Annotated in this window: 17 protein-coding genes; 2 read left to right on the top strand and 15 right to left on the bottom strand. The window is 31.1% G+C overall.

Annotated elements, in window-relative coordinates; all coding sequences use genetic code 4:
• Positions 1-918: an HPr(Ser) kinase/phosphatase gene (gene hprK / locus STIUS_RS00300; protein ID WP_162649279.1), complete on the bottom strand. Its 918-nt coding sequence runs from the start codon at positions 916-918 to the stop codon at positions 1-3.
• 93 nt (positions 919-1,011) lie between these two features.
• Here hprK and STIUS_RS00295 point away from each other — a divergent pair, with 93 nt between their 5' ends.
• Both STIUS_RS00295 and STIUS_RS00290 read left to right on the top strand, forming a co-directional pair.
• Complete coding sequence (locus tag STIUS_RS00295; protein WP_162649278.1) at positions 1,012-1,605, top strand: YigZ family protein; 594 nt, start codon at positions 1,012-1,014, stop codon at positions 1,603-1,605.
• Between the two features lie 9 nt (positions 1,606-1,614).
• Entirely contained in the window at positions 1,615-2,604 is a 990-nt protein-coding gene (locus STIUS_RS00290; RefSeq protein WP_162649277.1) for a 5'-3' exonuclease, read from the top strand.
• A gap of 10 nt (positions 2,605-2,614) precedes the next feature.
• On the opposite strand, the gene STIUS_RS00285 is transcribed toward STIUS_RS00290, so the two are convergent.
• The 14 genes from STIUS_RS00285 to STIUS_RS00220 all read right to left on the bottom strand — a co-directional run bounded on the left by STIUS_RS00285 (position 2,615) and on the right by STIUS_RS00220 (position 14,383).
• The gene (locus STIUS_RS00285) at positions 2,615-2,911 is read right to left on the bottom strand and encodes a hypothetical protein (RefSeq protein ID WP_162649276.1); all 297 of its coding nucleotides are present in this window, start codon (positions 2,909-2,911) and stop codon (positions 2,615-2,617) included.
• A complete protein-coding gene (gene atpD / locus STIUS_RS00280) occupies positions 2,904-4,304 on the bottom strand; it encodes a F0F1 ATP synthase subunit beta (protein WP_162649275.1) in 1,401 nt (466 codons plus the stop codon). The genes STIUS_RS00285 and atpD overlap by 8 nt, the downstream gene beginning before the upstream one ends.
• A gap of 12 nt (positions 4,305-4,316) precedes the next feature.
• Positions 4,317-5,159 carry an ATP synthase F1 subunit gamma gene (atpG, locus tag STIUS_RS00275; protein ID WP_162649274.1) on the bottom strand — a complete coding sequence of 281 codons (843 nt, stop codon included), beginning with the start codon at positions 5,157-5,159 and terminating at the stop codon, positions 4,317-4,319.
• On the bottom strand, positions 5,159-6,730 hold the full coding sequence (gene atpA, locus STIUS_RS00270; protein ID WP_162649272.1) for a F0F1 ATP synthase subunit alpha: 1,572 nt from the start codon (positions 6,728-6,730) through the stop codon (positions 5,159-5,161). Before atpA ends, atpG begins: the two co-directional genes overlap by 1 nt.
• 2 nt (positions 6,731-6,732) lie before the next feature.
• Positions 6,733-7,284: an ATP synthase F1 subunit delta gene (gene atpH, locus STIUS_RS00265; protein WP_162649270.1), complete on the bottom strand. Its 552-nt coding sequence runs from the start codon at positions 7,282-7,284 to the stop codon at positions 6,733-6,735.
• A 1-nt stretch (position 7,285) separates the two neighbouring features.
• Positions 7,286-7,840: an ATP synthase F0 subunit B gene (locus STIUS_RS00260; RefSeq protein ID WP_162649268.1), complete on the bottom strand. Its 555-nt coding sequence runs from the start codon at positions 7,838-7,840 to the stop codon at positions 7,286-7,288.
• A gap of 12 nt (positions 7,841-7,852) precedes the next feature.
• Positions 7,853-8,188, bottom strand: coding sequence for a F0F1 ATP synthase subunit C (locus STIUS_RS00255; protein WP_162649267.1), 336 nt, complete (start codon positions 8,186-8,188; stop codon positions 7,853-7,855).
• Positions 8,189-8,216: 28 nt separating this feature from the next.
• Positions 8,217-9,011: a F0F1 ATP synthase subunit A gene (locus STIUS_RS00250; RefSeq protein ID WP_162649266.1), complete on the bottom strand. Its 795-nt coding sequence runs from the start codon at positions 9,009-9,011 to the stop codon at positions 8,217-8,219.
• A 1-nt stretch (position 9,012) separates the two neighbouring features.
• The gene (locus STIUS_RS00245) at positions 9,013-9,408 is read right to left on the bottom strand and encodes an MG406 family protein (RefSeq protein WP_162649265.1); all 396 of its coding nucleotides are present in this window, start codon (positions 9,406-9,408) and stop codon (positions 9,013-9,015) included.
• 68 nt (positions 9,409-9,476) lie between these two features.
• On the bottom strand, positions 9,477-10,103 hold the full coding sequence (gene upp, locus STIUS_RS00240) for a uracil phosphoribosyltransferase (protein ID WP_162649264.1): 627 nt from the start codon (positions 10,101-10,103) through the stop codon (positions 9,477-9,479).
• 15 nt (positions 10,104-10,118) lie between these two features.
• Positions 10,119-11,348 (bottom strand): serine hydroxymethyltransferase, encoded by a 1,230-nt coding sequence (gene glyA, locus STIUS_RS00235; RefSeq protein ID WP_162649263.1) that lies wholly within the window; start codon positions 11,346-11,348, stop codon positions 10,119-10,121.
• The gene (gene rpiB, locus STIUS_RS00230; RefSeq protein ID WP_162649262.1) at positions 11,341-11,778 is read right to left on the bottom strand and encodes a ribose 5-phosphate isomerase B; all 438 of its coding nucleotides are present in this window, start codon (positions 11,776-11,778) and stop codon (positions 11,341-11,343) included. The genes glyA and rpiB overlap by 8 nt, the downstream gene beginning before the upstream one ends.
• A 3-nt stretch (positions 11,779-11,781) precedes the next feature.
• The gene (purB, locus tag STIUS_RS00225) at positions 11,782-13,080 is read right to left on the bottom strand and encodes an adenylosuccinate lyase (RefSeq protein WP_162649261.1); all 1,299 of its coding nucleotides are present in this window, start codon (positions 13,078-13,080) and stop codon (positions 11,782-11,784) included.
• Positions 13,081-13,093: 13 nt separating this feature from the next.
• A complete protein-coding gene (locus STIUS_RS00220; protein WP_162649260.1) occupies positions 13,094-14,383 on the bottom strand; it encodes an adenylosuccinate synthase in 1,290 nt (429 codons plus the stop codon).
• Between the last annotated feature and the right edge of the window lies 1 nt (position 14,384).

Below are 14,384 nucleotides of genomic sequence, written 5' to 3'. Positions count from 1 at the left end.
TTATTCCTCAAAGTCCTTTAATCTTGCAGATAGTATTTCTGTAGCTGGTATAAAGTCATTTGCTTCAGTAGATTTTAATTGAGAGACAGCTGTTTCAATTAAGCTTGATAAGTTTCTACCTGATGAAACTGGCATCTGAATGTATGGAATTTTTAGTCCTAAGTATTCCTTAGTTGAAAAATCATTTCCCAATCTATCAAACACATCCTCTTTATTAAAATCTGTAATTTCAATAACAACATCAACTGCAGTTTCTTTTTGAATTATTTGATAACCAAATAACTTTTGCATTTCAACAATACCAATACCACGTACTTCAATTAAGTTTGTAAGTAATGGATGTGATTTACCAAACAATCTATTAGCTTTTTTGGTAATAACGATTCTATCATCTCCAACAAATAAGTGATTAGTTTTAACAAGATCCATAACAAGTTCTGATTTACCAATACCACTTCTTCCAATGATAAGAACTCCCTTACCAAAAATATTTACCAATGAAGCATGTACTTCAGTAGTTTCACTAAAGTATTCATCTAATCAACTAAGTACATTTTGTGTAAATGAACTTGTTTTTTGATCAGAAGATCTTAAAACAGGAATTTTAAATTTTTTTGAAACTTCCAACATATGTTTGTTTTTAAATTTAGGAGTTAATATGAAAGCTGGAATATTTAATTTAAAAATTGAAGTTAACTTTTCAATTTGTTCTTCTTTTTTAAATTGTTCTAAGTATTCAAACTCTTTAGAAGACAAAAGCATTATTCTATGTGAGTTTGTTCCCTTTGGTACAAAACCAGCTAGTTCTAGTCCAGGTCTATTCATTCCATAAGTTACTATTTTGTTGTTTAAGTATTCGCTTCCACTTTCCACTTTTAATCCAAAATGATCTACCAAATCTTTTGCTGTTAATTTCATATTAATTACCTCATTAACTATATTCTACTATATGCTCTAAAACAAAAATCAAATTAGTTGGTTTTGCTATAAAATAATAATGTAATGGTAATTATGAAGATTTTAAAAACAGACAACTTATACACAAATGAATTTGTTATCAAGAAGTCACGCTTCATTACCATTGTTAAACGAGTTTATTCTAAGTCAGATATTGATAGTGTTATAAAAGAAAACTTACAAAAAGATGCTAGACACAATTGTTGAGCTTATATTTTGAATGATGGAGTACATGTTACTGAATCATTTCACAATGATGGAGAACCTTCTGGTACTAGCGGAGACGCAATATTAAAGACATTAAAGTCAATGTTATTAACTAACGTTATTGTTTTTGTTGTTCGATATTTTGGGGGTACCAAACTGGGTACTGGTCCGTTAACGCGTTCATATACTCAAGGGATTAAGACAATTGTAAACGAAAACAATTTATTAAAAGATTTGGAAACAGGGATTCAATTAACATTTTTATTTAATATCTCTAGTGTTAAGAAAATTGAATTGCATGTTCAAAAAGAATTTATAAATATATCAAAAACATATATTGAAGACAAGGTTCAAATTGTAGGTACTACAAAAAATGAGACAGCATTATCTTCAATAAGCGATTTGATAGAATTAATAGAAGAGAAAATTATTATTTTCTAAGGAGCCAATATGGTTAACAACAATATCCAAAAAACTAAAAAGCCAATACTAATAATTGATGGTTATCATTTACTTTATAAGGGCTATTACGGATCTTTAAAAAGAAAAAGACAATCATTAAACCGTGATGGTCAATTGATAAATGCTGTTTATGTATTTGTCTACAATATTTCTGAATTAATAAAATCAGGTAAATATCACACAGTGATTGTTGCTCTTGATGTTGGTAGAGCTTGTTGAAGAAAAGAGTTATATCCCAAATACAAAGAAAAGAGAAAAGAAACTCCTGAAGATCTAAAACCTCAAATGCAAATTATGCGTGAGTTTTTAGATGCTGCTAAGATTCCAAGATATGAACACCCTACTTGTGAAGGTGACGATGTGATTGGAACAATCTGTAAAATTGGATGTAAGCTAGGTTTTAGTTTCGAAATTTTGTCTGGAGATAAAGACATTTACCAATTAGTAGATGATAAGGTTAAAGTTATTTCTCAACAAACTAACAAAGAAGAACCAGTTCAAATTGATGCCAATAAAGTTAAAGAGCTTATGGGTGTTGTTCCTAAACATATTCCTGACTTAAAAAGTTTATGCGGAGATAGTTCAGATAACATTGCTGGTGTTAAAGGTATTCACCAAAACACAGCTTTAAGTTTAATAAATCAATATGGATGTGTTGATTGTATTTTACGAGATATTGATGCTATTGAAGGATTCAAACCAACAGTAATTAATCGTTTAAAAGAATTTCAAGAACAAATTGAAATCTCTAAAAGGATTACAACTATTCAATGCGATTTAGATATTGGTCGAATTAACTTTAGTCCTTTAAAAATGAACTATATTGGTTTATGTGGATTTTTAAAACAACAGAAAATGTTTTCATTTTTAAATTTATTCAAAGAAGAAGTTGAATGACAAAAAGAAATGCGCAAGAAAAGATATGAAAGAATTGAAAGTGAGAATGCTAAAAACTCACAAAATAAAAATCCTCAATAAAGAGGATTTTTTATTTTTGATTTGGTTTATATCCTTGACTATCAACGTCATATGCATTTTGTGTAACAATAGTTAATGAATTTTTATCTAGTTCAAAGATTCCTCTGTGAACATGAATATAACGGAAATCTTTTGATTTGCTTTCTTTTACTTTCATATATGAAAGTTGCAGTCCACCAATTAATGACATGTGGTTCTTCAATAATGTAATTTGCCCGTTAGTTGAAGGTAATGTTACTTGTTCAATTTTTAACTTATCACAGAACACTCCATTGGGAGTTACAATTCTCATCTCCAAACTATCCATTATTTTCTTCCTTACGATGTCTTTCAATTACCTCATCAATTGATGAAGCAAACATAAAGTGAGATTCAGCAATGTGATCTACTTCTCCTAAAATAATTGATTTAAATGATCTAACATTATCTGAACTTGAAACATATGCCCCTGGTCTACCTGTGAACTTTTCCCCAACAGTAAATAGCTGTGACATAAAGTTTCTTAAACGACGAGCTCTGTTAACGATTGTCTTATCTTCATCAGATAATTCATCCATACCAAGAATGGCAATAATAGATTGTAGTTCTTTATATTTTTGTAATGTCTCTTGAACTTTAACAGCTGTATCATAATGTTCTTGTCCAACAATTTTTGGGTCAAGCATTCTTGATGATGAGTTTAATGGATCAATAGCTGGATAGATTCCTAAAGCAGCAATTGAACGATCAAGAACAATTTTTGCATCCAAGTGCGCAAATGTTGTTGCAGGAGCTGGATCAGTTAAATCATCAGCTGGAACATAAACTGCTTGAACTGAAGTAATAGAACCTTTTTTAGTAGAAGTAATTCTTTCTTGTAAAGCTCCCATCTCAGTTGCAAGTGTTGGTTGATAACCAGCAGCTGAAGGTAGTCTTCCTAATAAAGCAGATACTTCAGAACCAGCTTGAGTAAAACGGAAAATGTTATCTACAAATAATAGTACGTCTTGATTTTTTTCATCACGGAAATATTCGGCAATAGTTAAACCTGTCAAAGCAACTCTCATACGAGCTCCTGGAGGTTCGTTCATTTGTCCAAACACTAACGAAGTTTTATCTAAAACTCCAGCTTCTTTCATTTCAAAATATAGATCGTTCCCTTCACGAGTTCTTTCTCCAACTCCAGCAAATACTGAAATCCCTCCATGAGCTTTGGCAATGTTATTAATTAATTCTTGAACTAGAACTGTTTTACCAACTCCAGCTCCTCCGAATAATCCAATTTTTCCACCTTTTGCAAATGGTGTAATTAAGTCTACGACTTTAATTCCAGTTTCTAAAATATCTGTAGTTGTAGATAAATCTTTATAACTTGGAGCTTCTCTATGTATAGGCATAACTTTTTCACCAGTTAATTCTGGTAGCCCATCGATTGGTGCTCCCAATACGTTGAACATTCTACCTAAAACTTTTTCACCGACAGGGACACTAATTGCATGACCTGTGGCGATTGCCTCAGTTCCTCTTGAAAGACCTTCTGTTGAACCCATAGCAATTGTTCTAACTAGGTTATCACCTATGTGTTGAACTATTTCTAGGACTTCTGTTTTTCCTTGTAATTGAATTTCAATTGTTGAATAAATTCCAGGCAATTCACTTGTCTCAAATCTAACATCAACAACAGATCCCATAACTTGGACGATTGTACCTTTTAAATTCATAATGAGTCCCTCCTATTGTTGAGCTGTCGAACCTGCGACAATCTCTGTAATTTCTTGCGTAATGTTTTCTTGACGTTTTCTATTAAATTGACTTTTCAATTCCTCTACTAAGTCTTTTCCATTTTTTGATGCATTATCCATAGCTTGTCTACGACTTGCTTGTTCTGATAATTGTGATTCCATAATTGAACCAAAAATTATTGTACTCAAATAAAAACTAATTGAGCTTTTTAATATTTCTGAAGCACTTGGTTCAAAAATAACCTCTGAATTGCTACTTGGTTTTTTAAGTTTTACAATTGGAAGAATGTCTAAAACAGTTTCTTCAAACGTAACGTTGTTTATAAATTTTGTATATATAATTTTAATTGATTGGATTGTTTCATTGTTATATGCAGAAATTAAATCTGCTGTTAAACCATCTGTAACATCTTGGATTGTGAATTTTTCATCAACAGAAAGAAACTCATTCACAATATTTAAATTTTCAGCTCTACAAAAATTTCTCATTTTGTTTCCGACAACTACAAAGTCGTCATTTTTATTAATGTGCTTTTTAGCTAACTTTATGGCGTTTGAATTATAACCACCACATAGTCCTAAATTTGAACCAACTAGAATTCATAATGTTTTTCCAGGCTTAAACCCTTCATCACACATGTATTGAGATTGGCTAGTATTTGCAATAATATCTACAAATAATTTATATGTATCGCGTATGTAATCTTGCATAGACAATACTCTATTACTTAATTTTTTGAATTTAGATGTTGCCACCATTTCCATAGCCTTAGTAATTTTATTTGTATCTTGAGTATTTGCAATTTGACTTTTTAGTTCACTTAAATTTGCCATTAGAATTTATCGTAATCTTCTATTTTTCCAAACTCTAAAGGATTGTAATCTGGAATAGATGTGATTATTTTTTTAACCAATTTTTTGATTTCTGTAATAGCTGCTTGTTTTGTACTATCGTTAAATGAATTAGATGCTCTAACTTCATCAGCGATTTTAATACCAGTTGGATCTTTTCTAAAGAATTTAATAATTGCTAGTTTTAATGTTTCTACTTTTTCAACAGGAATTCATTTAACTAATCTTTCATTAATAGCCATTAGTACAAAAGTTTGAATAACTTGATCTAATGTTTTACCTTCTGGTTGTCTTAAGATTTCAACAATTTTTTCTCCCTGAGATAAAATTGCTCTTGTGTTTTCATCTAGGTCACTTCCAAATTTTGAGAAAGCTTGTAGTTCATAGTATTGAGCTAATTCTAATTTCAGTGTTGAAGCAACTTGTTTCATTGCTTTAATTTGAGCTGATGAACCAACACGGCTAACACTTAAACCTGTATCAACAGCTGGTCTGATGTTTGAGTTAAATAGTTTTTCTGATAAGAATATTTGACCATCTGTAATTGAAATAACATTAGTTGGAATGTATGCAGAAATATCTCCTGCAAGTGTTTCAATAATCGGTAAAGCTGTGATTGATCCTCCACCAAATTCTTGAGTAACTCTAGCTGATCTTTCAAGTAATCTTGAGTGTAAATAGAATACATCCCCTGGGTATGCTTCACGCCCCGGTGGTCTTCTTAATAATAATGATAGAGTTCTATATGCTTGAGCATGCTTAGATAAATCATCATAGACAATCAATACATCTTGTCCACTGAACATTCATTCTTCAGCTATTGTTACTCCAGTATATGGAGTAATGTATTGAATCGGAGCTGATTCACTAGCTGAAGCAGTAACAATAACTGTATATTCAAGAGCTTCTGCTTTTCTTAATCTTTCTACAATTTGTGTAACTGTTGATTCTTTTTGACCAATCGCTACATAAACACATTTAACATTTTTACCTTTTTGGTTAATTATTGCATCAACTGCAATTGTTGTCTTACCAGTTTGACGGTCCCCGATAATTAATTCTCTTTGACCTTTTCCAATTGGTATCAGTGCATCAATGGATACAATTCCAGTTTCCATAGGCTGATCAACTGATTTACGAGACATAACTCCCGTTGCAATTCTTTCAACTGGTAAAGTTTTAGTTGCATTTATTTCACCTAATCCATCAATTGGGTGTCCTATACCGTTAACTACTCTTCCTAATAAAGCATCACCTACTACAGTTTTAACAACCTCTTTAGTACGCTTTACTTTATCACCTTGGACAATTTTTGATGTATCACCCATAATAACAACACCAACCGCTGACTCTTCTAGGTTCATAGCCATTCCAGCTACTCCTCCAGGAAACATCAACAACTCACCGTTCATTACATCTTCTAATCCAGAAACAGTTGCAACTCCATCACCAATTGATAGAACTACTCCTTCTTCTGATTTAATAACTTTTGAACCGTAGTTTTGAATTTGTTGTTTAATTACTTCAGATATTTGATTTAATTTAATACTCATAACTAACCTTCCATTTTTTTTATAGATTCTTTCAAATCTTCAAATCTTGATTTTAGTGATCCGTCGTAAACGACATCTCCCACTACCACCTTAATTCCAGCAATCAGACTTTCGTCAATTTCTTGAATGAAGTGTATTTTTTTGTTAAATTTGTTTTCCATCTTAGAGGTAATTTTATCAATCACATCTTTTGACAGCAATTTTGTAGAATATATTTGCCCAAAAGCAAAGTCTACATTTGTTGATAATAATTGTTTTTTTGTTAATTCAAATATTTCACGAGCTCCAACAAAAGCATCACATTCCACCATATATTTAATTGCATTAATTAAAATTGGGTCGATACCTATTGAACCAAAAGTGTCATGAATTAATCCATCGACATTATCTTTTGATAATTTATCAAGAGATAACAAAGTTGTTAAAGAGGGGTTGTGATTTAAACCATAACATATTGCATTTATTTGTTCTAGCATCTCTGATTGTTTGTTACTTTCAATAGATAACTGATAAATTGCATGTGCTCAGTTTTGAATTACTTTGTGTTTCAGCATACTAATCTAGATCTTTTAAAAACTCATTAATATATTGTTCATTATCTGATTCACTAACCTTAGCACCAATTAATTTTTTAGCAACTTCTAATGAGATGTCAATAACTTCTTGTTTCATAGTTTGTTTTGCTTCACGCTTTTGTCATTCAATATCATTTTCAGCTTTCATTTTTAATACCATAATTTCAGATTGGGCACTTTTTTGAATTAGTTCCTTTTCTTCATTGGCACCAACAATAGCATTTTGAATAATCAAGCTTGATTCTTCATGAGCTTTAGCTAATACTAATTTTGATTCAGTCTCATTTTCAGATGCAATAATTTGTTTTTCAACAGCTTCGTCTAAAAGTCTGTTAACCTCTTTTCTTCTATCGATGATCATTTTTTTAGCTGGCTTGTACATTAGTTTTGTAAGTATTATTACTATAACAATAGTTGCAACTATATGTGCAATAAAGTTTGGGATGTTCGGGAATAATGACTCAATGATATTTGGAAGACCTGGTAGTCCTCCTGATTCTTTTGCTTCTGCAAAAAACAATCCGCTATATTCCATAATTATCTATTTCTATACTACGAATAAAATTAAGATTGAAATAACCAATCCGTAGATAGCTCCTGATTCGGCAATTCCGGCGAATACCATCCCTGCTTTTGTAATTTGCCCATTTGCTTCTGGGTTTCTACCAATTGCTGTACATGCATTTGCCCCAATAATACCTTGACCTAAGGCTGCCCCTGTATAAGAAACAGCTGCAATTCCTGCTCCAAGGTATTTCATTCCTCAGTCTGTTACACCATCACCGCTTGCTCCTTCAGCAGCAGTTGCCATAAACATTGGCATGAATACGCTTCAAAATGAAGCATAGTTAATTAATAAATTTGAAAATACGTCTAGTATCATAATTTCTTCTCCTGTTGTTTGTAGTGGTTTATATTGTTTGTTCCATGTGAGCTAATCCTTTATCATCCACAGAAACGCTCTCTTCTTCTTCAACACTTTCACTTCAATAAGTTAATGTTAATGTTATAAATACAAATGATTGCAACCCACCCTCAAAAAAGTCTAGGTACAAGTGAATAAATGGTGTTATTAATACTGAACCAATATTTAGACCTGCCAATAAGTATTCAGCTTTCATTTCACCATTTCAAATACTTTCAGCCGGATTTTCACCGCCTAAAAATAATGAGCCTTGAATTCCAATAATCATTCCATAGACCATACCAAGAATAATTGATCCCCCTAGTATATTTCCAAATAGACGAAATGATATAGAAATTAAAGGAACAAATTGTCCTATTAATTCCATTGGATTTATAAATTTTCTGAAAAATCTAAATCTTTGAACTTTTAATCCAAAGTAGTAAATTCCAAAGAATGTTACAAGTCCCATTGAAAGAGTTACAGTTAATGACGTAGTATGCGGTTCAAAACCTAGCAATGATAACATCGATCCTGTAAAGATATACATTACAATGTACATCGCATATGGTGTTAGTTTAGAATACTTTTTACCCATTGCATCAACAACCATTCCTTCCATTGATTTTACAAATGTCTCAACAATAACCAAAAAACCTGGCATTGGTTGATTTATATTGTAATTTCTAACTTTTACATTATAAACAATTGAAATTGTACAAATAATGATAGTAGTTAAAATAATCGATGTTAGCTGTGGTGTCAAATGCCAAAGAGTTTCTGACATATCTGCAAAAAACATTTTATCTCCTTGTATTTTTGTATTTGTTAAAAAAGATTAATCCATTTAAGAATAGAGAGTTTACTAAAACTCCAATCAGTATTCCGTAAGTACTGAATACTGATTCTATATATATACAAAATATAAACGGAACCAAATAAAGGCCATGAATTAGTATCATAAAGAATAAAAACAAATATATATTTGAATATAACTTTAAGCTTTTATCTTTAAACGTTTGTAAATAAAATACCACTAATATGAATGCTGAACCAACAATATATCCATATGTTCAGTTCATTCCAATTACCTTCGTGATAGATAATATAAACAAGATAACAAGCACGATCCCCATTACTGTAGAAGTCATAATTAGCTTCCCTCGTAATGCATTCATATGTCCCCCTTGATTACGCATGTGTATATATTACTCCTATTTATTTCTCGGTCAAGTTTTTTTAAATAAAAAAATAACACTCTAATGTGTTATTTTGTACCGAAAATTCTATCACCGGCATCTCCCATTCCTGGTTCGATATAGCCATGTTTATTTAATATTGGATCTTTACATGCTAAGAAAATATCAACATCAGGATGAGCTTTTTGAAGGGCATCTATTCCTTCCTGAACTCCAACAAGTCCAACAAATTTAATATTCTTTGCTCCCTTGCTCTTGATAATATCTATCGCCTTTACTGCACTTCCACCAGTTGCCAACATAGGATCAACAACAATTGTATATGAGGAATCAATATCGGCTGGAGCTTTTGCATAATACTCCACTGGCTTCATAGTTACTTCATCTCTATATAAACCAACATGGGCAATTTTTGCAGTTGGAATAATTTTTTGAATTCCATCAACCATTCCTAATCCAGCTCGAATAATAGGAACTAGAACAACTGGAGTTTCAATTGTGTATCCCTTTGCTTTTTTTACTGTGGGTGTTTTAATTGAAATTTCTTTTAACTTAACGTCTCTAAAAATTTCATAAACCATTAACATTCCTATTTCATTTAAATTTTCTCTAAAATCTTTTGAAGAAGTTTCCTTTCTTCTCATTCTAGATAGTTTATCCAAAATTAAAGGATGATCAAATATTGTGATAGCCATATTTCGTTTTCCTTCCTAGTATTTTAAATCTTTATAGATTGGGAAGTTTTTGCAAATTGCATAAACTTCTTTTTTAATTGAATCTCAGTTTTCTTGAGTTCTATCGCTCAATGCGCTTGTGATTCATTTTGCTAATAACGTAAATTCTTTTTTACCAAATCCACGTGTAGTCATTGCTGCAGTTCCTAAACGGATACCTGAAGTTTTAAAAGCTGATTCTGTATCAAACGGAATCATATTTTTGTTAGAAACAATACCTATATCATTTAATATTGTTTCAGCTTGTCGCCCAGTAATTCCAAACGATTTTTTAACATCAGCTATTAATAAATGATTATCGGTTCCACCTGTAATAATGTCTAATCCATTTTTTGCCAATTCTTCAGCAAATATAGAACAGTTATCAATTACATTTTTGATGTACAACTTAAATTCCGGTTTTGTTGCTTCAATGAAAGCTTGAGCTTTACCAGCAATTACATGTTCCAATGGTCCACCTTGAATTCCAGGAAAAACTGCTGAGTTTAATTGCTTTGCATATTTTTCTTTTGCAAGAATTAAACCTCCTCTTGCTCCGCGTAATGTTTTATGAGTTGTTGAAGTAACAACATCTGCATACTCAACTGGGTTTTGGTGTAAACCCACAGCTACCAATCCAGCAATGTGGGCCATGTCAACCATTAAAAGTGTATTGTACTTATCAGCTATTTCTCTAAATTTTTTAAAATCAATGGCACGTGGATAAGCACTGGCACCAGCAACAATTAGTTTTGGTTTTTCCTTAGCTACAATTTTTTCTATTTCATCATAATCTAATAAGTAAGTTTCTTTATTAACACCATAATGTGCAAATACATAATCTTTTCCAGAAAATGAAACACTTGAACCATGTGTCAAATGCCCTCCGGCATCTAGATCCATGGCTACAATTTTGTCGCCTGGTTTTAAGAATGCTTGGTAGATCGCCATATTTGCTTGACTACCTGAGTGAGGTTGTACATTTGCATATTCAGCTTTGAAAATTTCTTTTACAGTATCAATTGCTAACTGCTCAATTTGATCAACAAATTCACATCCTCCATAATATCTTTTAAATGGATATCCTTCAGCATATTTATTTGTAGCAATTGAACCAGTAGCTTCAAGTACTGCTTCGCTTACATAGTTTTCACTCGCTATTAATTCAATATGATTTTGTTGTCTTTCTAACTCTTTATTTAGTAATTCTTTAATTCTTTTATCCATTGTATTCGTTCAGAACTTTAATTCTGTCCTCGTGTCTTCCACCTTCAAATTTTGTATTTAAAAACTCATCTACAATTTCAGCAGCCTTTTCATTTGCAATAAACCTTGCTCCAAGTGCAATAACATTTGCGTCATTATGCTGTCTTGCTAAATGTGCTGATTGTATTTCATAAACAAGTGCTGCACGTACTCCATGAACTTTATTTGCTCCAATAGATATTCCGATACCAGAACCACAAATTGCAATCCCTAAACTTCCTTTATCTTTTGCAACCGCTTTTCCTAAAGCAATTCCATATTCAGCATAATTACTTGATTTACCATCAGTATTACCTAAATCAATTACTTCAATATTATTTTTTTCTAAGTGTGCTTTTAAAAACTTTTTCATTTCAACAGCTGTGTGGTCATTTCCAATATATACTTTCATTTTCTACCTCTTTAGTGCTCTGTTATATATTTTATCTACATTTCTTAAGAAATACTTGTTTGAGAATAAGTTTTCAAGTTCGACTTGATCTTTAATAAATTTTGCAATTCCTTTATCTTTTAAAACTTGTTTAAAGTCTAGATTATTCATTTGACATAATAACGTACATTCTTGAACAAAGTCATAAACCTCTTCTCTTGAAAAATTGTAATTTAAAACAATATGAGTCAAAACTCGTTGTGAAAAATAAATATTATTTTGATGTTTAATAGTTTCATCAATTCTTGAATAGTTAATTACAATATTCGATAATGTACTATTAAGTCTTTTCAATGAATAAGATAAAGCATTAAATATATCAGGAAACATAATTCTTTCATTTGACGAATGACTTATATCTCTTTCATGTCATAAAACGTTATTTTCATAAGCCATATTCACAAATGATTTAATATATCTTGATAACCCAGAAATATTTTCAGAACTAATTGGATTTTTCTTGTGTGGCATAGAAGAAGAACCTTTTTGATTTTTACCAAATCCTTCTAATATTTCACCCACTTCACTTCTTTGGAACAATCTAATTTCAACAGCTATCTTTTCAAGTGTTGATGCAATATTTCCGAATACTGAAATTAAGAAAGCATGTCTATCTCTTTGTGTAACTTGTGTTGAAAGAAAATCTACATTCAAATTCATTTTTTTAGCAACAAACTCTTCAATATCTAAATCTACATTTGCATAGTTTCCCATTGAACCTGAAATTTTAGTAACTTCTATTTGTTTTCTTGCTAAACCAAATCTTTCAACTTGTCTTTTAATCTCTTCAAATCATAACAAGAACTTCAATCCCAAACTTGTTGGTTCTCCAAAAATACCATGTGTTCTACCCATTATTAATGTATCTTTATTTTGTAAAGCTAGATTTTTTAATGTTATTAAAAGATTGTCCAAATCACTTTCTATGATTTCATTCGATTGTTGAATCATCTTATTTTGTGCAGTATCTACAACATCAGTTGAAGTAAGGCCTAAATGAATTCACTTCTTTTCATCTCCCAAACTTTCAGAAATCATTCTGGTAAAAGCTACCACATCATGTTTAGTGATTTCTTCAAGTTCCAACATTCTCTTTCTGTCAACAATACTTTTTTCTAATACTTTCTTCATATCTTGTTTAGGCACTACACCTTTTTTAGACCAAGCTTCAACAACACAAAGTTCAACCAATAATCACATATTAAGTTTATTATCTTCACTTCAAATTTTGTCTATTTCTTTAACTGTATATCTTTCAATCATTGCGTACCTCTAACTAAATAATATTTCTTTTAATTATTGTTTGTGTTCTATCTGGCCCAACTGAAAATCCAATCACTTCAATTCCACAAACAGCCTCTATTTTTTTTAAGTACTCAATAGCTGCTTTAGGTAATTCCTTGAAAGTTTTAACACCAGTAATATCTTCAGTTCAACCTTTCATAGTTTTATAAATAGGAATACATTTTTCATATTGAGAATTGGTTGATGGAATTATTGATGTTCTTTTACCATTCAACTCATACTCTGTACAAATTTTAATTTCTTCTAAACCAGTTAATACATCTAGTAATGTAATAAATGCATAATCAATTCCTGATGTTCTAATTGCATTTTTTAAAGCAACACAATCTAATCATCCAACTCTTCTTGGTCTACCAGTATTTGAACCATATTCATTACCTTTCTCACGAATGTAATCTCCAATTTTGTTGTCTTGTTCTGTAGGAATTGCTCCAGCTCCAACGCGAGTTGTATAAGCTTTAACTACACCCATAACATTGCTTATCATTTTATTAGGTAAACCTGAACCAGTTGATGCATTGTTTGCAGTTGTGTTTGATGAAGTCACAAATGGGTAAGTCCCGTGATCAATATCTAACATTACACCCTGAGCACCCTCAAATAAAACTTTTTTACCAGCTTTAATTTCATTGTATAAATATTCACCTGTATCGATTACATTAACTTTAATGATTTCAAATAATCTCATCAATTCTTTATATTCAACATCAACATCAATTTTTGGTGACTTATAGATTTTTGAAATATATTGATTTTTTTCTTCCATGAAAGAATAAAATCTTTCCTTAAAATTTGGTTCTGATAACTCTCCTAATCTTATTCCAATTCTTGAAACCTTATCTTGGTAAGTTGGTCCAATTCCACGTTTAGTTGTACCAATTTTATTGGCACCCTTTGCTTCTTCTTGAAGTCCATCAATTTCTTTGTGCACATCAAAAATAAGATGAGCTCTATCTGATATATACAATTCACCCAATTCTAAACCAGTTTCTTTAATTTTGTTATATTCATTAACTAAACTTTTTAGGTTAACAACACAACCATTTCCAATGACATTAACTATATCTTTGTTAAAAATTCCTGAAGGTATAATTGTGACTTTATGTTTTTGTCCATTAAACTTGATAACATGCCCTGCATTATCTCCACCTGCAAATCTTGCAACGATGTTAGCTTGTTGAGCAAAGTAATCGGTCATTTTACCTTTTCCTTCATCTCCTCATTGGGTACCTACTACGGTAAGTGTTTTAAATTTTTCCATT

Source organism: Spiroplasma sp. TIUS-1 (assembly GCF_010365785.1).
Classification (GTDB): domain Bacteria; phylum Bacillota_I; class Bacilli_A; order Mycoplasmatales; family Mycoplasmataceae; genus TIUS-1.
The sequence above is the reverse complement of the archived record's forward strand: the minus strand, read 5'-3'. Positions and strand labels throughout refer to the sequence as shown.